This window comes from Dorea sp. AGR2135 (assembly GCF_000420885.1).
GTDB lineage: Bacteria > Bacillota > Clostridia > Lachnospirales > Lachnospiraceae > Dorea > Dorea formicigenerans.
In genome coordinates this window covers 32,992-54,337 of the sequence record NZ_ATVU01000002.1, presented here as the reverse complement: position 1 = coordinate 54,337, position 21,346 = coordinate 32,992, and the positions used below count along the sequence as shown (strand labels likewise).

The window sequence follows — 21,346 nt, the reverse complement described above, 5'->3', positions numbered from 1 at the left end:
AAGAGAACAATGGGCAATGTGATGGCATACAGCGGACTTACGACGAAAATCCGCGCAATGCAGGCAAAGCTTCTTACACAGGCTGACTATGAGACTATTTCCGGTTTTACGGATGTTGTGCAGGTGGTGGAATTTCTGAAGACGAAACCGGCCTACGCAGTCTATATGGATCAGTTGGAACTGGCGCATCTTCATCGAGGTGATATTGAGAAGATGTTGTATCAGTCTCTGTATAATGATTACACAAGAATCTTCCGGTTTGCGGGAATCGATCAGAAGAAATTTCTGAAGATTTACTGGAAGAAGTACGAAGTCAGTGTGATCAACTATTGTCTGAGAATCGTATTTAACCATTATGACAAGCCTTATGACCTGGATTATAAGAAGGAATTTTTTGATAAATACTCAAAACTTTCTATTGATAAGTTGATAACTTCCACAAATATCGACGAACTTGTGGATAACTTACGGGGCAGTGAGTATTATGAAGCATTAAAACCAATCCGGGATTCCGGGGCAGCGACATTATTTGACTACGATCAGGCACTGGAGCTTTACTATTTTACTAATTACTGGAGGCGGGGAAGAAAGGTATTCTCCGGAAAATCCAGAGAGCGTTTTTCAAGAGATGTGGGAATCAAGATGGATCTCATGAACATTCAATGGGTGTACCGTGCGAAGCAGTATTATCGTATGCTTCCGGCAGAAATCTATGCACTGACGCTTCCATATCATTTTCATTTAAGTACGGAAGAATTTAAGGCAATCGTGGAAGCACCGAATGTGGAAGAGATGAAAAAGCAGATTGAGAATACTTACTATGGAACACATGTCTACATGAAAGAGGGGCAGTCCATAGAAAAGAGTATCAAAGATATTTTACGGGATCTCTATATATCTGACAGGCAGAAGGATCCTTACTCCGATGCAACGATGCACGCATTTTTATTCTTGAAGGAGCAGGAAATCGACAAGCTGACGACAGCGTTAGAGTGTATCCGTTATGGACTGACCAGACAGGAGATATTGACATACTTGGGAGGTGAGAGCAAGTGATTGTAAAAATGAGATTCTTAAATATCAGCGGTCCGAGAGATGACATCGACCGGGTATGCGAGAAATATCTGTCAAAATATGAGATGCAGATTGAAAATGCGGTGACAGAACTTAAGACGACGGAAAATATCATGCCGTTCGTGGAAGTGAACCCGTACAGAGATCCGCTTGCAAAGGCAGAGCAGTTCGCACAGCTTCTGCCGGAGGACAGGGAAATTCGGGCAGATCTGTCAGGATCAAAGGATGATATGCTGGCGCTGATCCGGGAACTGAATCATGATTATCTGGGACTTGTGGAAGACAGAGAAAGGCTGAAGCTCAAGAAGGAAGAATTGCTTGGAAAGGAAAATGTCCTGAAACCATTTTCTGCGTTGAAAGTGGATGTTCATAAAGCATTGCAGTATCAGTACATGCAGGTACGGTTCGGACGCATTTCGCTTGACTATTACAGACGTCTTGAAAAATATCTGGCTGACAGTCTGAATGCCATATTTCTGGAGGCTGGAAAAGACAAAGGTTTTGTCTATGGCTGTTACATAGCGGCAAATGCGGATGTTGCGAAAGCGGATAACACATTCCGGGCACTGCACTTTGAGAGAATTGACGTGACAGATGCTTACATCGGAACTCCTAAAGAAGCGTGTGAGAAGCTGGATCAGGATATGGAAGCAGTGCAAAAAGATATTGACGCAGATGAGGATAAGATTACAGCACTTATGAAACGTAATGCAGCCAAGCTTCTGGGAGCGAGAAAGAGACTGCAGGAGCTTGCGGACAACTTTGATATCCGTAAACTTGCAGCGAGAGTGACCAGTGAGGATGAGAGGGATGAGTTCTATATCTTATGTGGCTGGATGAGTGAAAAGGATGTAGATGCGCTTCTTGCTGAGACTCAGGATGACGATAAGATCAGTATCATGGTCGAAGATGAGCGTGACCAGTATTTTGGTGATCCTCCGACAAAGCTTGAGAACCCGAAGGTATTTAAACCATTTGAAATGTTTATCAAGATGTACGGACTTCCGGCTCACGATGAGATGGACCCGACCATGTTCGTGGCACTGACCTATACATTTATATTCGGAGCCATGTTCGGAGATCTTGGCCAGGGCTTCTGCCTCTTTGCAATTGGCGGAATCCTGTATCTGACAAAGAAGATCAATCTGGCAGGAATTATTTCCATTGCAGGTATTTTTTCCATGTTCTTCGGATTTATGTTCGGAAGCGTATTTGGATTTGAAGATATTATTGAAGCCCACTGGTTAAGGCCTGTATCGGCAATGACGAATCTGCCGTTTATCGGGCAGCTTAACACCGTGTTCGTCGTTGCCATTGCATTTGGTATGGCACTGAATATTCTGGTGATGATCTTCAATATTATCAATTCGGCGAAAGCCCACGATAAGGAAAATATGTTATTCTCCACCAATGGTGTGGCAGGACTTGTATTTTATGGATTCCTGGTACTGACAGTAGTACTTTATATGACCGGACACAAGACTCCGGGAAATGTAATGCTTGTGATTTTCCTTGGAATTCCGGTGCTCCTCTTTGTATTTAAAGAGCCACTTGGAAATCTGGTAGAGAAACGTCATAAGAAAATGGAAGGCGGCAAGGTCATGTTCTTTGTACAGGCATTTTTTGAATTGTTCGAGACCATGTTAAGCTACTTCTCCAATACCATTTCTTATGTGCGTATCGGAGCATTTGCAGTGAGCCATGCGGCAATGATGGAAGTTGTACTGATGCTCTCCGGAGCGAGTGCGGGAAGCACGAACTGGATCATATTTGTCATCGGTAATATCATAGTCTGTGGACTGGAAGGACTGGTAGTTGGTATCCAGGTTCTGCGTCTGGAATATTACGAGATGTTCAGCCGTTTTTATAAAGGAACAGGAAGAGAATTCAAACCATTTCATAAACAGAGCGAGTAGGAGGAAGAAGTCATGACATTAACTGTAAAATTATTACTGGTGGCAGCACTGGTACTTGGAATTATCGTACCATTTGGATATTTCCTTAAGGGAGAGAGAAGTAAGAAACGTTACAAACGTGCACTTGGAGCAAATGTTGTCTTTTATTTTGGAGCATTTGCCATCGCAGCGATCATGTTATTTTCCGGAGATCCGGTATACGCTGCAGAGACAACAGCAGCCACTTCAAATGCAACTGGGTTTGGTTATATCGCAGCCGCACTGTCAACCGGTCTTTCCTGTGTCGGTGGCGGTATTGCCGTAGCAAGTGCAGCAAGTGCCGCTCTTGGAGCAATCAGCGAGGACTCCAGCGCACTTGGTAAGTCACTGATCTTCGTAGGACTGGCAGAAGGTGTGTGTCTGTATGGACTGATCATCTCCTTCATGATCCTCGGTAAATTATAAGATGAAAATGTATCTGATCAGTGATAATGTCGATACTCTGACGGGACTGAGACTGGCGGGCGTAGATGGAGTCGTTGTACATGAAAGAAACGAACTGCGTGAAGAATTAGAAAATGCCATGAATGACAAAGAAGTTGGTGTCATTCTGCTGACTGAGCGGTTCGGACGGGAGTTCCCGGATCTTATCAACGAGATTAAGTTACAGCGGACCATGCCGCTTTTGATCGAGATTCCGGACAGACACGGAACCGGACGTAAAAAAGACTTTATCACATCGTATGTGAATGAGGCTATAGGATTAAAACTATAGGAAGCAGGTGATTGTGTGACAGTAGATGAGAAGATAACAAGACTGCAGGAATCTGCAATGCAGGAGGCTAGAAGCAAAGGGAATGCGATTGTGGAACAGCATAAGAAGGCGCTTACCCATGTCTTTGAGCAACATAAAGCAGAGGCACTGATACAGGCAGACACAAGAATCAAGGCTGAAAAGACCAGCGTGAAGCAGCAGCTTGGTATGGCGAATTCAAAGGCTGCGCTGGAACTTAAGCGAGAGCTTGGGGCTGCCCAGAAGCGTTTGAAAAAGCAACTTTTTAAAGAAGTCGAAGAAAAACTGTCTGCATATATGAAGACGGAAAAATATCAGGATCTTCTGGTAAAATATATTGAAAAAGCGGTAGCATATTCTGACCGCGGCGAGATGACGATTTATGTTAATCCGACAGACGCAGATAAGAAAGCGTATCTGGAGGAGAAGACAGGATTTACACTGAGTATCAGCAAAGAAGACTTTATCGGTGGAATCCGTGCAGTCATTCCAGAGAGAAATATTCTGGTAGATTATGCATTTAAGGGCGCGCTGGAGAGAGAATATCAGAAGTTCGCATTTGGAGGAGGTATGGGCAGTGGACGCTAAACATACTGGAAAAATATATGGAATTAACGGCCCTGTCATTTACCTGAAAGGCAGGACCGGATTTAAGATGTCCGAGATGGTCTATGTAGGAGAAGAACGTCTGGTAGGAGAGGTTATTTCTCTGGACAAGGACAGGACAACGATTCAGGTCTATGAGGAGACTTCCGGTCTGAAGCCGGGAGAGATTGTGGAGGGTACCGGAGATGCAGTATCTGTTATCCTCGCACCTGGAATTATCAATAATATTTTCGACGGAATTGAACGTCCGCTGGAAAAGATTGCACAGGCAAGTAATGGCGCATTTATTACAAGAGGTGTCAGTGTAGATTCTCTGGATCTTGATAAATTGTGGGATACACACATGACGGTTGCAGAAGGTGACGCACTCCAGGGCGGGGCAATCATTGCAGAAGTTCCGGAGACTCATGCGATCGTGCACAAATGTATGGTTCCGCCGGATGTGGAAGGAATCGTGGTCAGTGTCGTACCTGACGGACCGTATCATATCAATGATACACTTGTTGTGATCGAGACAACAGAAGGGGAGAGAAAAGAACTCTCCATGATGCAGAAATGGCCGATCCGTGTGCCAAGGCCGGTGCATCACCGTTATTCTGCAAGAGTTCCGCTTGTGACGGGACAGCGTGTCATGGATACTATGTTCCCTCTGGCGAAAGGTGGAACAGCTGCAATTCCGGGAGGATTCGGAACAGGAAAGACGATGAGCCAGCATCAGATCGCAAAATGGTCCGATGCGGACATTATTGTATATATCGGATGCGGAGAGCGCGGAAATGAGATGACACAGGTTCTGGAGGAGTTCTCAGAACTGGTGGATCCAAGAACGGGGAATCCGCTGATGGACAGAACGACTCTGATTGCCAACACATCCAACATGCCGGTAGCTGCCCGTGAGGCATCTATTTACACAGGACTTACACTGGCTGAGTATTATCGTGACATGGGATATGATGTCGCAATTATGGCGGATTCTACATCTCGTTGGGCAGAGGCTCTTCGTGAGCTGTCCGGACGTCTGGAAGAGATGCCGGCAGAGGAAGGATTTCCGGCTTATCTGGCATCCAGACTTTCTGCATTCTATGAGCGTGCCGGTATGATGCAGACATTAAATGGAGCTGTAGGTTCTGTTACAATCATTGGAGCAGTATCTCCGCAAGGAGGAGACTTCTCCGAGCCGGTCACACAGAATACGAAGCGATTTATCCGTTGCTTTTGGGGACTGGATAAGTCTCTGGCATATGCAAGACATTACCCGGCGATCCACTGGCTGACCAGTTACAGCGAGTACTTACCGGATTTAAGTGCATGGTATGCTGATAATGTATCTCCAAAGTTTGTGGACTATCGGAACCGTCTGATGAATATTCTGAACCAGGAGAACAGTCTCATGGAGATTGTAAAACTGATCGGTAGTGATGTACTTCCGGATGATCAGAAGCTGACATTGGAGATTGCCCGCGTGATTCGTCTTGGATTCCTGCAGCAGAACGCATTTCACAAAGACGATACGTGTGTATCTCTAAAGAAGCAGTTCGGTATGATGGATATTATTCTGTATCTCTATAAGAAATGCAGAGAACTGGTGGCAAGAGGTATGCCGATGTCTGTTTTGAAGGCAGAGGGTATCTTTGAGAAAGTTATCGCTATCAAATACGATGTGCCAAATGACGAGTTGCAATTATTAGATATGTACAAAGTAGATATCGACCGTTTCTACGATACAGTGATTGAGAAAAATGCATAGAAGGAGGTCAAGATCATGGCAATAGAATATCTGGGACTAAGCAGCGTTGAAGGCCCTCTGGTTGTGCTGGAAGGAGTTCAGGACGCATTCTATGATGAAATCGTGGAATTTGTAGTCGATCATAAAATAAAGAAAATGGGACGTATTGTGGAACTGAATGAGGACAAAGCAATCATTCAGGTATTTGAAGGAACCGAGAATATGTCCCTGGACAATACACATACGAGATTGATGGGACGTCCGATGGAGGTTACTGTATCACCGGAAATGCTTGGAAGAACCTTTAACGGAATCGGACAGCCGGTCGATGATATGGGACCACTCATTTCCGAGGATAAACGTGATGTTAACGGACTTCCGCTTAATCCGGTCAGACGTGAGTATCCAAGAAACTATATCCAGACAGGAATTTCAGCCATTGATGGTCTGACAACACTGATCCGTGGACAAAAGCTTCCAATTTTCTCAGGAAACGGACTTCCACATGACCAGTTAGCAGCGCAGATTGTAAAACAGGCCTCTCTGGGCGGTGATTCTGATGAAGATTTCGCAATTGTGTTTGGAGCTATGGGAGTTAAGCATGACGTGGCAGATTTCTTCCGCAAGACATTTGATGAGAACGGAGTATCCGACCATGTGTGTATGTTCCTGAACCTGGCAAATGACCCTGTCGTAGAGCGTCTGATCACACCAAAGGTAGCACTGACTGTGGCAGAATATCTGGCGTTTGAGTGTAACATGCATATTCTTGTAATCCTGACAGACATGACTTCTTTTGCAGAGGCACTTCGTGAGGTATCCTCTTCAAGAGGAGAAATTCCGTCACGAAAAGGATATCCAGGTTATCTTTACAGTGAACTGGCAACAATTTATGAGCGTGCCGGAATTGTGGAAGGGGCAAATGGATCGGTGACACAGCTTCCAATCCTGACCATGCCGAATGACGACATCACGCACCCGATTCCTGACCTGACCGGATATATTACGGAAGGTCAGATCGTACTGGACCGCAATCTTTATGGACAGTCAGTTTATCCGCCAATTAATGTATTGCCGTCACTGTCACGTCTGATGAAAGACGGAATCGGAGAAGGCTATACGCGAGACGATCACCAGGCGCTGGCGAACCAGTTATTTGCTTCCTACGCAAAAGTAGGAGAGGCAAGAAACCTGGCCTCCGTTATCGGTGAAGATGAATTGTCACCACTGGATAAGAAATATCTGGAGTTCGGACGCGAATTCGAACAGCGTTATATTGGTCAAGCAACAACAGAGAACCGTACCATTCAAGAGACGCTGGATCTTGGCTGGGAACTGTTAGCGCTGCTTCCAAGAGAAGAACTGGATCGAATCGATACAAAACTCATTGATTTCTATTATCCGAAGAAGAATGAAGCGTAAAAATGATTTAGAAGTGCAGGAATCTGGAAAATATGCCAGAATTCTTGCATTATAATTGCTGTATTGCAAAAATGGGAAAGGAGGGAGTCTATGGATCCAAGAGAGTTTCCGACCAAGGGAAATCTGATGCTTGCCAAAAACTCGCTGGCACTTGCTAATCAGGGCTATGAACTGATGGACAAAAAACGAAATATACTTCTTAAAGAACTGATGGGACTTATCGATGAGGCAAAAGGCATCCAGGAAGAGATAGATTCCACATTTACCCAGGCATATGCGTGCCTGCAGCGCGCTAATATTGAGATGGGAATCAGCAGGGTACAGGAATTCGCATTCACTGTACCAATTGAAGATTCCATTCGTATACAGACCAGAAGTATTATGGGAACAGAGATTCCACATATCAAATATGATGAAAAGCAGAATGACCTGACCTACTCACTCGGAGATACAGGAGAATCGCTGGATATCGCCAGGGAGGCATTCCGAAAGGTAAAGAATCTGACCATCAAGTTGGCTGAAGTCGAGAACTCAGCATATCGTCTGGCAACGAACATCAAAAAGACACAGAAACGTGCCAATGCTCTGAAGAACATCACCATACCGATGTACACGAATCTGGTCTACAACATCAACAACGCGCTGGAAGAAAAAGAAAGAGAAGAATTCACAAGGTTAAAAGTAATAAAACGAAGACAATAATTTAATTGGGGACGTAGTAAAATGCCAAAATACTACGTCCCAATCAGCGATTAAGGGTGTCCCTAACTGTAATCAGGGGTGCCCTTTTCTTAAGGAATTCTTAGAATTTTTTAACAAAGAATTCATAGTCTGGGAAAGGGTTTCGATGTATAATAAATACCATAAAGAAAAAATTTTCATATTGTATGATAGATTCTAAGATTTGCCAGAAAATGACGGGCAGATATCTTGAAGCTTCAGATACACAGGAGGAATATTTATGGCATTGCGTAAAAAGCATGAGGTTCTGGAAGAACCGCAGGATTATGAGATAGAGCGCCGGGAGACACCGAGATATAATCCGGATCCCGAAGCGGGACTTTCGGCGGACCAGGTGGAGCAGCACCGTGAGGATGGTTGGCGCAATGTGTCAGTCGCACCACCGGCACAGACCACGAAAGAAATTATCCGGGAAAATGTCTGTACTTACTTTAACTTAATTTTTCTTGTATTGGCAATTTTGTTATGTCTTGTCGGTTCATTTCGTGATCTGACATTTCTTCCAGTCATTATTTTTAATACATTAATTGGTATTGTGCAGGAGATTCGTGCGAAAAATGTATTGGAAAAGCTGAACATGTTAAATGCACCGCATGCCAGTGTTGTGCGTGACGGGAAAAAGTCGTTAGTGGATTCAGAAGAACTGGTACTGGATGATATTGTAATATTCAAAGCGGGAAATCAGATCTGTGCCGATGCAATTGTAGTATCCGGCGAAGTGCGAGTCAATGAATCACTGTTGACTGGTGAATCTGATGAGATTACGAAAGCTCCGGGAGCGGAGCTTATGTCCGGAAGTTTTGTGGTAGCGGGAGAGTGCCATGCCCGTCTTGATAAAGTCGGAGTGGATTCTTACATTTCCAAGCTGACATTGGAAGCGAAGGCTATGAAGAAAGGCGAGCAGTCGGAAATGATCCGCTCACTGGATAAGTTGGTAAAATTTGTCGGTATTGCGTTGATTCCGATTGGTATTACGTTGTTTGTACAAGGATTTTTCTTTAATGATCAGAGCTTCCGAAACAGTATTGTTTCCATGGTGGCAGCAGTTCTTGGTATGATTCCGGAAGGATTATATCTGCTGGCAAGTGTGGCGTTGGCTGTCAGTTCTATGAGACTGGCTCATAAGAAAGTTCTGCTTCACGATATGAAGAGTATTGAGACGCTGGCTCGCGTCAATGTGCTTTGTGTGGATAAGACAGGAACGATCACTGAGAATTCTATGAGTGTCAAAGACATGATCCCGACAAAGGAATATGATGCAGAGAAGATGCCGGAGTTAAATGGTCTTCTGTCTGATTTTGTGGGAGCCATGAGCAGCGATAACAGCACCATGGAGGCGTTGAAGGATTATTTTAAAAAGAAGACGGAACAGTCTGCCTCTAAGGTTGTTCCATTTACTTCTGTGACAAAATACAGTGGAGTCATGTTCGGGGAGAAGTCTTATGTAATCGGAGCTCCGGAGTTCGTGCTCCGCGAGGATTATGATACTTACAAACCGGATATCAGCGAGTATGCAAGAAAAGGGTATCGTGTACTTGTATTTGGCTCTTATGATGCAGTATTAGATGGCGGAAAATTGACAGGAAAGGTTCTGCCGATGGCATATGTCCTTCTGGCAAATCCAATCCGAAAAGAAGCACCGGAGACATTTGCATACTTTGCAGAGCAGGGCGTGGAAGTCAAAGTTATTTCCGGTGATAATCCGCTGACTGTATCAGAGGTCGCGAAAGAAGCCGGTATTGTAAATGCAGAGGAATATGTTGATGCGACGACACTTCAGACAGATGAGGATATTGCAAATGCGATTGCAAAATATACGGTATTTGGGCGTGTGACACCGGGGCAGAAGCGTCAGTTTGTTCAAGCATTGAAAGATCAGGGAAAGACTGTTGCCATGACCGGTGACGGAGTTAACGATGTGCTGGCACTTAAGGATGCGGATTGCAGCGTAGCTATGGCATCGGGAAGTGATGCGGCATGCCAGGCGGCGCAGGTTGTGTTGTTGGAGTCCAACTTTGCATGTATGCCGTCAGTTGTATTAGAAGGAAGGCGAGTGGTCAACAACATCCAGCGATCAGCCAGCCTGTTCCTGGTAAAGAACATTTTCTCATTCCTGTTGTCCCTGTTCTCGGTTGTATTTATGATGAGCTATCCATTACAGCCGTCACAGATTTCACTGATCAGCATGTTCACCATTGGAATTCCGGGATTCTTCCTGGCATTCCAGCCGAATAAAGATGTGATCAAAGGACATTTCCTGACAAATGTGGTGTTAAAAGCTCTGCCGGCCGGCCTGACTGACGTACTGGCGGTAGCTGCCATGGCAGTCTTTGGGCAGACATTTGGACTGGGAGAGACAGACATTTCCACAGCAGGAACGATGCTCCTCGCCATTGTAGGATTTATGATTCTGTCCAAAATCTGTGAGCCATTCAACTGGCTGCGTGGCTGTGTATGGGTAGGTTCAGTTATTGGACTTTTAGGTTGTTCCATTTTCCTGCCGAAGCTGTTCGCGATTACTGGAATGTCCACAAAATGCATTATGCTGTTCGTGGTATTTTCTATTGCGACTGAGCCATTGTTCCGGTATCTGACAAAGCTTGTCAGCGGAGTAAGAAAGCTGCATATGAAGATACATAAGAAGCCGGTAGAAGAGTTTTAAGGATATAGAAAAAAAGAAATATAAGAAATATAAAAATCCTGCAGATATGTATATGATATACAATATCTACAGGATTTTTTGTCGATTCTTTCATTACTTTACAATGTCCGGATTTTCGAATACGTCCAGCGCGGTAGCTGCCAATGCTTTTGTGGCGGTATGAAGTGTATGGCGTGCCATTTTTCCATGTACATATTTCAGAAATGTCTCGTGATGTGCAAATACTTTCGGTCTTGCACCGGTATCTAACTCGCAGTATACGGTCGGGCATACATGAGATACATTTCCAATATCACTGGATCCACTTGCTTCTTCATCACTGTCTACGAAATCTGTAACACCCAGATCATTTAAGTTCTTACGCATCAGGGCGCGAAGTCCATCATGATATACAAGGTCATCATAAGAATTCTCGAAGTTGAAGTATTCCAGTTTTGCACCAGTCATAAGTTCTGCGCCTTTTGCACAATTAATGACTTTCTGAGTCAGTTCCTCCAAGTAAGCGCGGTCTTTTGCACGAACATAGAATTGGCATGCTGCGTAATCAGGAATAATATTACATGCAGCACCACCGGAAGTTATGACCCCTGCTACACGGGCGTCATTTCTTGTCTGCTGGCGCATTGCATTGATTCCTGCAAACATCAGGTTTACAGCGTCCAGAGCATTGACACCTTTTTCAGGATAAGCGGCTGCATGGGAGGCGGTACCCTGGAAGCGGAATTCAATAGAATCCATAGCCAGAGTCAGGGCAGCACCGAGTGTGGAAGCGGCTATCCAGTTATGTCCGCACGCGTGGGCCACCTCGTCCTTGTTCGGACCATATCCCGGAAGCGCATCATACTCCGGAAGCACAGCAACTTTCGGACCCTCACCACAGTAAAGTTCTGCACGAAAAGCAGTATCAAGATCCAGATACGGACAAGTTACCGTAAATCCATGCTCTTTTAATTTCTCAACAAGATACTTACAGGACTTAAATTCCTCACGGCCAAGCTCCGCATGATTAAACACAAACTCACTGATTTCTTCAATCTCAGCAGCAAGAATGCCGAGGCATTCTTGAATTACATTTCTCTATCAAGACTTACAAAAGCCCTAAAAAGAAAACATAATTAAAGTAATAAGATTTAGACAGCCATACTCACCCTTCCGCTTGTCAAAACTTAAAAAGAATGAATCAAGTCATGAAAAAGGCATTCTGATGCGGCCGGTACTTAGGCGGTGTTCTTTAGTGCCATACATACCAGATACTGATGCCCATGAATACGACAAAGCAAAGAATACGGTAACCAAGACCGGAGAACATCTTCACGTCTTCGACACGGTCAAATGTACCGGCTGGAATAATGTTAGCCAGAATTGCAGTGATGACTGTCATCATGAAAATAACGACATACGCATGTGGCATTTTAAAGCGTTTTTTATTTTCCATTGTAAATTAAAATCTTCCTCAATCATAAGTGCTAAAAAACAGTTTTCATTTTGGCACTATTCGAGGAGTGGTACAATGAATTTTTTTACACAAATATGAATTTTTTTGCAATTTCTTTACACTTTTGCCTGAGTATAATTTCTATAATGTCAGATACTTATCAGAAAGTGCATATTTAGTCTTGAGGAACATTATGATAATCCCACACAGCCTGTAAATATTCTGGTTTAGAAAGCAACAATTTTGTACCTTCTGCCATACATCTGGCTGCATAAAGCATACCTTTATGCCCAATACTCATGCCGGCTTGTTCTCTGGCTGCCCAGTGGTGAAGTGCGGTGCCGTGGCACATAGTAGCAGCGCTGATGGTGATGAGGGGAACGGTATGGCTGACCTGGGAGGCATCGGTTCCAATGGAAAGTGGAACTGGCGTGTCCTCCAGCGGATAAAGTCCTGCAAAATATTTTCCATTGTTCATAAGTCCGGCCTTTTCTGAAATGTCTTTTGCAAAATCCAGTTCTGCATCTGTATATTCAGGTGTCGGTATATGAGTCATAGCTTCATAGTAAACTTCCACTAGCGGACGGTTGACTTTCATTTCCATGCAGCTTCCAACCAATTCGATATCGACAGTTGTTCCGGTCATCATAGCTGCGCCTTTTGCACATGCATCCACGCGCTTGCTTGCATCTTCCGTGCGGCTTCTTTTGGTAGAGCGGATAAAATAATTCGTCTTTGCAAAGTCAGGTACAACATTTGCCGGAATACCATTATCCATGTAAGCATAATGCATGCGGACGTCATCTGTTACATGTTCGCGGAGATAATTCACGCCAATATTCATAAGCTCGGCAGCATCTAAGGCGCTGCGACCGCTTTCCGGTGAGCGGGAGGCATGTGCGCTGACTCCGTGAAATGTATAGTTTTTAATGTCCTGCGCCTGCCAGATGTCATTGCTGACACGGTTGCGGTCGAATGGATGCCAGGTCACTGCGATGGACAGGTCATCGAACACATTCTGTTCGTCCATAATAATTTTTCCGGACATGATCTCTTCCGCCGGGCAGCCGTAAACACGAATTACAATCGGTTCACCAGAGGATTCATAATCTGCTTTCAATGCACAGGCAGCTGCGCAGACTGCTGTTCCAAGAAGATTGTGTCCGCATGCGTGTCCGATTTCCGGAAGAGCATCATATTCAGCGAGAAAACCAATGATCGGAACTTCGTTAGAAGATGAAACGTTTTTCCCGGCTGGCTGGATTTTAGTAATATCGATGTCAGGATTGGTCCAGGCCGCAGTAAATGCAGTCTCGATTCCAGCAGTATTCCATTCTATTTGAAATCCCTGTGTTTCCAGGTAATCCGCAAGACATTTTGAAGAGAGTTTTTCTTTGTAAGCTGTTTCCGGATGTTCGAAGATATAGCATGATTTCTGAATAAGTTCATCTCTGTGGTTGTCAAGCCAGTTGGAGATAGTAGGGTATGTTGCGGTTGATGTCATAAGATACCTCCTGTCGTATTTTTATAGTGGGGAGCTTTTATCCCAATATTTTTACAGATAACAGAACTAGTTGGTTCTGAAGTCAATTTTATACATTTTTCGTGGGATGTCAATTCCGAAGTCGTTCTTGAACGTATAATTTCCGGGGGATACAAATAGTTAGTCTTGATAGAAGTGGCTATGTCGCATATAATGATATTAGGGTCAAAAAGGTTTGAAACAATAGATTTGTGAAACAAAATAGGAGGATATATGTCAGATAGAGAAGAAAAGACCGGAAAAAATGATAACGGAAAGAAAAACAAGGGTGGTAAAAGAAATAAAATAGTAGCAATAGAAATGATTATTCTTGTACTGCTGATCATGGCAGCAGTGGCAATTTTTATTCAGAGAGATAAAAGTGTAAAAGAGGCTGCGAAGATTCATAATCAGAAGGCGAAAAAGACAGAGCAGACACCCCAAGCTGCGCAGAAAGAAAATGAGATAGAAGAAGAGACGGAGGATACGGAAGAGGAGACTGATGATAGAGACGCGTCAGTTCCTGACCGTAGTAATTTTGCAGTGCAACCGGGAGTTTCAGTCGGAACGACAGAACAGTCCGATGAGAAAATCGTGTATCTGACATTGGATGACGGACCATCAGATAATACACAGGCAGTTCTGGATATTCTGGATAAATATAATGCAAAGGCAACATTTTTTGTGACAGGTGAGATGCCGGAATACAAAGATATGATAAAGGCTGCGTATGACAAGGGACATACAATTGGAATGCATACATATTCACATGATTATGCTAAGGTTTATGCATCGGTTGATGCGTATTTTCAGGATCTGGATCAGATTGGGCAGATGGTACAGGAAGAGATCGGCTATGTACCATGTTTTATCCGTTTTCCGGGTGGATCATCAAATACTGTATCAAAGAAATATACAGCAGGAATCATGTCCACGCTTGTGCAGGAAGTACAAAACCGTGGATATCAGTATTATGACTGGAACGGAAGTTCCGGCGATGGGTCTGTGAGAACGACCGAAGAACTGGTGGCGCAGGCAACGAGCTTTGATTCTAACAACATCATTTTACTTTGTCATGATTCCCATGGAAAACAGACGACTGTGGAGGCATTGCCACAGATTATAGAACATTATCAGTCACTGGGATATACATTTAAAGCACTGGATCGTGATAGCTTCGTAGCACATCATGGAGTGAATAACTAATTGAGACATAAATCAGTCATAAATTGTAAATAATCGTAAGTATCGTAAATATTGTAAATAAGATATTGTAAATAATCTGTGAGATAATCGGTGAGTAATCGGCGAATTGGGTGAATTGTAAATAATCGCACGAGTCAGGGGTTGGGTAATCACAACTTCTGTGCTATAATAAACGATATATGGCATCTGACACATTTCTTTGTATAATAGGAAGGTGCATTTCCTATGCATGGCGTCAGAAGAAAGTATTTTTAAGACAGTAGAAGGAGTATTTGGTATGAATTTAATTAAAATTCGCGAATTATACAAGAATCAGGAAGCATACCTGGATAAAGAAATTACCGTTGGGGGATGGGTAAGAAGTATCCGCGACTCCAAAGCATTTGGCTTTATTGTCATCAATGATGGAACATTTTTTACACCACTTCAGGTCGTATATCATGATGATATGGAGAACTTTGAGGAGATTTCCAAACTTAATGTAGGAGCAGCTGTTGTTGTAACAGGTACACTGGTTGCAACACCACAGGCAAAACAGCCATTTGAGATTCAGGCGAAGACTGTAACAGTAGAAGGCGCTTCCGCGCCGGATTATCCGCTTCAGAAGAAGCGTCACAGCTTTGAGTACCTTCGTACGATCGCACATTTAAGACCGAGAACAAACACATTCCAGGCAGTATTCCGTGTTCGTTCCCTGACGGCATACGCACTTCACAAATTTTTCCAGGAGAGAGGATTCGTGTATGTACATACACCGATCATTACAGGAAGTGATTGTGAAGGAGCCGGAGAGATGTTCCGCGTAACAACGATGGACATGGAAAATGTACCGAAGACAGAAGATGATGCAGTAGATTATACACAGGATTTCTTCGGAAAAGAGACAAGCCTTACCGTAAGCGGACAGTTAAATGCAGAGACATATGCACAGGCATTTGGAAATGTTTATACATTTGGACCTACATTCCGCGCAGAGAACTCCAACACAACAAGACATGCGGCAGAGTTCTGGATGTTAGAGCCTGAGATGGCATTTGCAGATCTGGAGGACGACATGGACCTTGCAGAAGACATGTTAAAATATGTCATCAATTATGTGATGGAAAACGCACCGGAAGAGATGAACTTCTTCAATTCATTTGTAGACAAAGGGCTGATCGATCGACTGACCAACGTTGCAACATCTGAATTTGCACGAATCACATACACAGATGCAATTGAGATTCTAAAGAAGCACAACGATAAATTCGAGTTCAAAGTATCATGGGGAATCGATCTTCAGACAGAGCACGAGCGCTATCTGACAGAGGAAGTATACAAACGCCCAGTATTTGTAACAGATTATCCGAAAGATATCAAAGCATTCTACATGAAACAGAACCCAGATGGAAAGACCGTGGCAGCAGTCGATTGCCTCGTACCAGGAATCGGTGAGATCATCGGAGGAAGCCAGAGAGAAGACGATTACGAGAAGCTTGCAACACGCATGGAAGAACTCGGAATGAAGACAGAAGATTACGGATTCTACATGGATCTTAGAAAATACGGATCCACAAGACATGCCGGATTCGGACTTGGATTCGAGAGATGCATCATGTATCTGACAGGAATGGGCAATATCCGTGACGTAGTACCATTCCCAAGAACAGTAAATAACTGCGAGTTATAACAGAGAAATAGCCCCTGAAATTGTAGAAAATGTTTGACACAATCAGAAAGGGACAGGTTAAAGTTCAATTGGGGACGGGGTTTTTTTGAAAAAACCCCGTCCCCAATTGAAAAAGAGGAGAATTGTATGAATATTTTAGTAGTGGATGATGAGAAAGAGATTGCTGATGTTATCGAGTTATACTTGAAGAATGATCAGTATAATGTGCTGAAATTTTATACGGGTCAGGAAGCACTTGATTGTATTGCCAGTACGAAGATTGATCTTGCGATTCTGGATATCATGCTTCCGGATGTGGACGGATTCCAGATTTTGAAGCAGATTCGGGAGAAATATACATTTCCTGTGATTATGTTGACAGCGAAGACGGAGTATATGGATAAGATCACGGGTCTGACACTTGGTGCTGATGATTATATTCCAAAGCCTTTCAATCCATTGGAGCTGGTTGCCAGGGTGAAAGCACAGATTCGACGCTATACGCAGTACAATGAGGGTACGAAGGACGAGGGGGATGTGATTGATTTTGGCGGCCTGTTCCTGAACCGGCAGTCTCATGAGTGTACTTACAATGAAGTGCCGCTGACACTGACACCGATTGAGTTTGATATTCTGTGGCTGCTCTGTGAGAACCGAGGCAAGGTTATTAGTTCTGAGGAGTTATTCCACAAGGTTTGGAAGGAAGAATGCTATAAGAACAGCAACAATACGGTCATGGTTCATATCCGGCATCTGCGGGAAAAAATGAATGGACCTACCGGAAAATCTGATTTCATTAAGACTGTATGGGGAGTTGGATATAAGGTTGAAGAATAATTATCGTAAATTAAAATTCAGTATTCTCTTGCAGACGGTGCTTGTTACGGCACTGACAGTTCTGGTGGGTGGATTTTTGCTGAATTATGTGATCGATGGAATTTATAATGACAGTTTCGCCAGGAATTTTGTAAAAATAATGACGAAACTGCAAGTGAGTGAACCGACTGCACGGAGCCTGTATTGGAAATTGATAGGAGATAACAAGACATTTTTCATGGTTGTAGGCTTTTTGCTTTTGTTTGCTCTTTTTTTCTATGTGGCACTTTCGAAAATGACAAAGTATCTGGACCAGGTGGGAGAGGGAATTGAAAATATTCTGTCGGAATCTACGGAACCGATTCACCTGATCACAGAATTGAAACCGATTGAGATTCGATTAAATGAGATTAAAGCTACCCTGAAACGGCAGGAGTTGGAGTCAGTGGAAGGCGAGAAACGAAAAAACGATCTGGTGTTGTTTCTGGCGCATGATTTAAAGACACCCTTGACTTCTATTGTGGCTTACTTAAGTATGCTGGACGGATATCCAAAGATGCCGGAGGAGGAGCGAAAGAAATATATTCATATTGCTCTGGAGAAATCCAATCGTCTCGGTGAATTAATTAATGAGTTTTTTGACATTACAAGGTACAATTTGCAGAATATCGAGCTGGAGTCGGTGAAGATAAACTTGACTATGATGCTGGAGCAGATTGCAGACGAACTTTATGGCGTACTTCAGGAAAAAAAGCTTACTTGTGATGTGGATGTGGAAGAGAATCTGGAAGTTTACGGCGATCCGGACAAGCTTGCCCGTGTCTTTGATAATATTTTGAGAAATGCCATTGCATATTGTTATGAGGATACCAAAATTGAGATTCAGGCCAGAATGAAAAATAATAAAATCGAGATTACATTTACAAACAGCGGAGACCGGATTCCGGGAGATATGCTGCAGACGATTTTTGAAAAATTTTACCGGGTAGATAATTCCAGGTCGACCGGAACCGGAGGAGCAGGACTTGGTCTTGCGATTGCAAAAGAGATTGTGGAATTACATGATGGACAGATCATGGCGAAAAGTGATGATCTGCACACGCGATTTATTGTGATGCTGCCGTCGGAAAATGAACTGGAAGAAAATGAAGAGGGAAGTAAAAATGAGATTCATACACATCGCAGACATACATTTGGGGGCAGCCCCGTACATTGGAAGCTCCCGAAAGGAAAAGCGGGAAAAGGAGATATGGACCAGTCTTGAACGAGTACTCGAAGTCTGTGAAAGTAAGCATGTGGAAATGCTTCTGATCGCAGGCGACTTGTTTCACAGGCAGCCGCTCAGACGGGAACTAAAAGAACTGGATTATCTTTTTTCAAAACTGACCATGACTGAGGTGGTTATCATTGCAGGAAACCATGATTATCTGAAGAGAGATTCTTATTATCGGACGTTTCAGTGGCCCAAAAATGTGCATATGATTCTGGACAGGGAGATTCAATGCGTGGAATTTCCAGCATACAGTCTGGCAATCTATGGCATGAGCTATGATACGAAACAGATTACAGAGGAATGCTATTGTGATGCATTTGCACAGCGGCGACAGCCATATGAGATTTTGCTTGCGCACGGAGGAGATGACAGCCATATTCCGATAAAGAAAGAAAATCTGTTGGGGCTTGGTTATGATTATATTGCAATGGGGCACATCCATAAACCGCAGATTATCTGTCCGGATAAAATTGCTTACGCCGGAGCGTTGGAGCCAATCGATAAAAACGATACTGGAGCGCACGGATACATTTACGGAGAGATTACGACCAAGGGATGCAGGATAAGATTCGTACCATTTGCAATGAGATCTTACATACATCAGACGATCGAAGTAAATCCTTCTATGACAGAGCATGAACTAAAAGAGACAGTTGCGAAAGTTATAGATGAAAAAGGAAAGGAAAATATTTACAAGATTATTCTGGACGGAATGCGTGACCCGGAAATTTCTTACAACGTGGACACGCTGGATCCATATGGAAATGTGATCGAGATTACAGATCAGACACGACCGGCGTATCAGTTCGATAAGTTGAAAGAAGCAAATAAGGGAAATATTCTTGGGGCATTTGTGGCAGAGCTGGAACAGTATCCTGAGAATAGTCTGGAACATCAGGTGCTTTGTGAGGGAGTGCGGGCATTGATGGAGACAAGAAGAGGCTAATATGAAAATCAAAGAGTTGAGACTTAAGAACTTTGGAAAGTTTACAAATAAAGAAATTCATTTTTCAGATGGAATGAATGTGATATATGGAGAAAATGAGTCTGGAAAGTCTACCCTTTATACGTTTATCAGAGCTATGCTTTTTGGGTTGGAACGAGGGCGTGGAAGAGCTGCGGCTCAGGATGCATTTTCCAGATATGAACCGTGGGAAAATCCGAATTATTATTGTGGGGAAATGAAATTTGAATCAGGAGATAAGGAATTTCTTCTGTCCAGAAATTTTGACCGGTATGGGAAAAATGAGACGCTTGTCTGTCTGGAAGATGCAGAAGAATTGTCTGTGAAAGATGGAGATCTTCAGATGCTCATGGGTGATTTGAGTCCACAAATTTATGATGATACGATGGCTATGGCACAGATGAGGGTAAAGCCTGGAATGACGCTCTCTGAGGAATTGAAAAATTATGCATCTAATTATTATGCGACCGGAGATGGGGAACTTGATCTGGCGGCAGCTATAGATTATTTGAAAGAGCAGAAAAAAGAAAGTTTGCATGAGATGCAAAAGCAAATGGAAAAACGCCAGGATAAAAGAGAACACATTTCTCAGGAAATGTCTTATGTGTGGCGTGATATTCATAAACTGGAAGAAGAACAGGCACATCTGGAAGAAGAGATTGCGTTTAGAAAAGTGCGGGAGCGAGAATCCAGGCTGTTGCTTAAGCAGGATGAAGAAGAACCCAAACACATGATAGATGAGATACGGCCATCTAAATGGAGAGTACATCCATTGGAAATATTGGCAGCGGTACTGGCAGTGGTTCTGTGTGTATGGCTTTTGAAACGTCCGTGGAATTATCTGGTCGCAATTATTTTAGTATTGCTTTCCAGCATCTATGTGTGGAACCGGATGAAGATCAGTAAAAAAGTTGAGAAGACAGAGCCAGAAAAAATTTTGGAGGAGATTACACCTCAAGAGGAGAAGATCCCTACAGACCGTCTGAAATGGGAACTGGAGAGAAATGCGTTGGAGCTTGGGGATAAGCGGGTACGTTATTCCAATCTAAAGGAAGACCTGGAAGAGTTAGACGGAATCAGTGATGAGGAGAGAATTCTAAATGTCCAGGCGGAGGCAAGACAGCTTGCGATTGATAAAATTCAGGAACTTTCTGGAGAGATGCAGAAGAAGCTTCGGGGAAAATTAAATGACCGGGTTTCAGAGATTATGGAATTTATTACAGAAGGGAAATATACCCGATTAAATGTAGAAGAAGGATTAAATATCAGCTTACTGAGTGAAGGGCGCAAAGTAGATATTGCAAGAGTCAGCCAGGGAACAGCAGAGCAGGTATATTTTGCACTTCGAATGGCAGCATCAGAAGTACTGTTAGAAGAAGAACTTCCGGTAATTTTGGATGATACATTTGTAAGTTATGACGAGGAACGGCTGGAAAGTGTGATGGAATGGCTTGCAAAAAGTGGAAAACAGGTATTATTGTTCACCTGTCAGAAAAGAGAGATGAAGATACTTTCTGAAATGGGAGTTAAAAATTGTAATTATATAAAATTACAGTAGACAAA

Annotated in this window: 18 protein-coding genes; 15 read left to right on the top strand and 3 right to left on the bottom strand. The window is 43.3% G+C overall.

All coding sequences use genetic code 11. The features are described from left to right. Window positions 1-9 precede the first annotated feature (9 nt). The 9 genes from G593_RS0101735 (at window position 10) to G593_RS0101695 (ending at window position 10,919) form a co-directional block, all read left to right on the top strand. Window positions 10-1,056: a V0D/AC39 family V-type ATPase subunit gene (locus G593_RS0101735; RefSeq protein WP_029730521.1), complete on the top strand. Its 1,047-nt coding sequence runs from the start codon at window positions 10-12 to the stop codon at window positions 1,054-1,056. Next, window positions 1,053-2,990, top strand: coding sequence for a V-type ATP synthase subunit I (locus tag G593_RS0101730; protein WP_029730520.1), 1,938 nt, complete (start codon window positions 1,053-1,055; stop codon window positions 2,988-2,990). Before G593_RS0101735 ends, G593_RS0101730 begins: the two co-directional genes overlap by 4 nt. Before the next feature lie 12 nt (window positions 2,991-3,002). After that, window positions 3,003-3,434, top strand: coding sequence for an ATP synthase subunit C (locus G593_RS0101725; protein ID WP_005337401.1), 432 nt, complete (start codon window positions 3,003-3,005; stop codon window positions 3,432-3,434). Window position 3,435: 1 nt separating this feature from the next. Further along, on the top strand, window positions 3,436-3,744 hold the full coding sequence (locus tag G593_RS0101720; RefSeq protein ID WP_005335121.1) for a V-type ATP synthase subunit F: 309 nt from the start codon (window positions 3,436-3,438) through the stop codon (window positions 3,742-3,744). 15 nt (window positions 3,745-3,759) lie between these two features. Continuing rightward, on the top strand, window positions 3,760-4,350 hold the full coding sequence (locus G593_RS0101715; protein WP_005335127.1) for a V-type ATP synthase subunit E: 591 nt from the start codon (window positions 3,760-3,762) through the stop codon (window positions 4,348-4,350). Further along, window positions 4,340-6,115, top strand: coding sequence for a V-type ATP synthase subunit A (locus G593_RS0101710; protein ID WP_005337397.1), 1,776 nt, complete (start codon window positions 4,340-4,342; stop codon window positions 6,113-6,115). The genes G593_RS0101715 and G593_RS0101710 overlap by 11 nt, the downstream gene beginning before the upstream one ends. Window positions 6,116-6,130: 15 nt before the next feature. Continuing rightward, window positions 6,131-7,516: a V-type ATP synthase subunit B gene (locus G593_RS0101705; protein WP_005337396.1), complete on the top strand. Its 1,386-nt coding sequence runs from the start codon at window positions 6,131-6,133 to the stop codon at window positions 7,514-7,516. Between the two features lie 90 nt (window positions 7,517-7,606). Beyond that, entirely contained in the window at window positions 7,607-8,218 is a 612-nt protein-coding gene (locus tag G593_RS0101700; RefSeq protein ID WP_005335133.1) for a V-type ATP synthase subunit D, read from the top strand. A 259-nt stretch (window positions 8,219-8,477) separates the two neighbouring features. Continuing rightward, a complete protein-coding gene (locus tag G593_RS0101695) occupies window positions 8,478-10,919 on the top strand; it encodes a cation-translocating P-type ATPase (protein ID WP_029730519.1) in 2,442 nt (813 codons plus the stop codon). A 93-nt stretch (window positions 10,920-11,012) separates the two neighbouring features. On the opposite strand, the gene G593_RS0101690 is transcribed toward G593_RS0101695, so the two are convergent. The 3 genes from G593_RS0101690 to G593_RS0101680 all read right to left on the bottom strand — a co-directional run bounded on the left by G593_RS0101690 (window position 11,013) and on the right by G593_RS0101680 (window position 13,858). Continuing rightward, window positions 11,013-11,933 carry a peptidase dimerization domain-containing protein gene (locus tag G593_RS0101690; protein WP_242827013.1) on the bottom strand — a complete coding sequence of 307 codons (921 nt, stop codon included), beginning with the start codon at window positions 11,931-11,933 and terminating at the stop codon, window positions 11,013-11,015. Between the two features lie 217 nt (window positions 11,934-12,150). After that, window positions 12,151-12,354 carry a hypothetical protein gene (locus G593_RS0101685; protein WP_029730517.1) on the bottom strand — a complete coding sequence of 68 codons (204 nt, stop codon included), beginning with the start codon at window positions 12,352-12,354 and terminating at the stop codon, window positions 12,151-12,153. 175 nt (window positions 12,355-12,529) lie between these two features. Next, entirely contained in the window at window positions 12,530-13,858 is a 1,329-nt protein-coding gene (locus tag G593_RS0101680; RefSeq protein ID WP_029730516.1) for an amidohydrolase, read from the bottom strand. Window positions 13,859-14,110: 252 nt separating this feature from the next. On the opposite strand from G593_RS0101680, the gene G593_RS0101675 reads away from it, so the two are divergent. The 6 genes from G593_RS0101675 (at window position 14,111) to G593_RS0101650 (ending at window position 21,341) form a co-directional block, all read left to right on the top strand. Then, a complete protein-coding gene (locus G593_RS0101675; protein ID WP_005337389.1) occupies window positions 14,111-15,082 on the top strand; it encodes a polysaccharide deacetylase family protein in 972 nt (323 codons plus the stop codon). A gap of 277 nt (window positions 15,083-15,359) precedes the next feature. Further along, entirely contained in the window at window positions 15,360-16,751 is a 1,392-nt protein-coding gene (gene asnS, locus G593_RS0101670) for an asparagine--tRNA ligase (RefSeq protein ID WP_029730515.1), read from the top strand. A gap of 126 nt (window positions 16,752-16,877) precedes the next feature. Next, entirely contained in the window at window positions 16,878-17,567 is a 690-nt protein-coding gene (vanR, locus tag G593_RS0101665) for a VanR-ABDEGLN family response regulator transcription factor (protein ID WP_005337379.1), read from the top strand. Next, the gene (locus tag G593_RS0101660) at window positions 17,557-18,810 is read left to right on the top strand and encodes a sensor histidine kinase (protein ID WP_029730514.1); all 1,254 of its coding nucleotides are present in this window, start codon (window positions 17,557-17,559) and stop codon (window positions 18,808-18,810) included. Before vanR ends, G593_RS0101660 begins: the two co-directional genes overlap by 11 nt. Next, a complete protein-coding gene (locus G593_RS0101655; protein WP_081646462.1) occupies window positions 18,710-19,765 on the top strand; it encodes a metallophosphoesterase family protein in 1,056 nt (351 codons plus the stop codon). Before G593_RS0101660 ends, G593_RS0101655 begins: the two co-directional genes overlap by 101 nt. Window position 19,766: 1 nt before the next feature. Further along, on the top strand, window positions 19,767-21,341 hold the full coding sequence (locus G593_RS0101650; protein ID WP_005337374.1) for an ATP-binding protein: 1,575 nt from the start codon (window positions 19,767-19,769) through the stop codon (window positions 21,339-21,341). Window positions 21,342-21,346 lie beyond the last annotated feature (5 nt).

What these genes read in the sequence shown, in the direction of transcription:
- G593_RS0101720 (WP_005335121.1), top strand. Translation starts at nt 3,436, where the DNA reads ATGAAAATGTATCTGATCAGTGATAATGTCGATACTCTGACGGGACTG.
- G593_RS0101655 (WP_081646462.1), top strand. Translation starts at nt 18,710, where the DNA reads ATGAGATTCATACACATCGCAGACATACATTTGGGGGCAGCCCCGTAC.
- G593_RS0101675 (WP_005337389.1), top strand. Translation starts at nt 14,111, where the DNA reads ATGTCAGATAGAGAAGAAAAGACCGGAAAAAATGATAACGGAAAGAAA.
- G593_RS0101650 (WP_005337374.1), top strand. Translation starts at nt 19,767, where the DNA reads ATGAAAATCAAAGAGTTGAGACTTAAGAACTTTGGAAAGTTTACAAAT.
- G593_RS0101680 (WP_029730516.1), bottom strand. Translation starts at nt 13,858, where the DNA reads ATGACATCAACCGCAACATACCCTACTATCTCCAACTGGCTTGACAAC.
- G593_RS0101735 (WP_029730521.1), top strand. Translation starts at nt 10, where the DNA reads ATGGGCAATGTGATGGCATACAGCGGACTTACGACGAAAATCCGCGCA.
- asnS (WP_029730515.1), top strand. Translation starts at nt 15,360, where the DNA reads ATGAATTTAATTAAAATTCGCGAATTATACAAGAATCAGGAAGCATAC.
- G593_RS0101685 (WP_029730517.1), bottom strand. Translation starts at nt 12,354, where the DNA reads ATGGAAAATAAAAAACGCTTTAAAATGCCACATGCGTATGTCGTTATT.
- G593_RS0101725 (WP_005337401.1), top strand. Translation starts at nt 3,003, where the DNA reads ATGACATTAACTGTAAAATTATTACTGGTGGCAGCACTGGTACTTGGA.
- G593_RS0101705 (WP_005337396.1), top strand. Translation starts at nt 6,131, where the DNA reads ATGGCAATAGAATATCTGGGACTAAGCAGCGTTGAAGGCCCTCTGGTT.
- vanR (WP_005337379.1), top strand. Translation starts at nt 16,878, where the DNA reads ATGAATATTTTAGTAGTGGATGATGAGAAAGAGATTGCTGATGTTATC.
- G593_RS0101700 (WP_005335133.1), top strand. Translation starts at nt 7,607, where the DNA reads ATGGATCCAAGAGAGTTTCCGACCAAGGGAAATCTGATGCTTGCCAAA.
- G593_RS0101695 (WP_029730519.1), top strand. Translation starts at nt 8,478, where the DNA reads ATGGCATTGCGTAAAAAGCATGAGGTTCTGGAAGAACCGCAGGATTAT.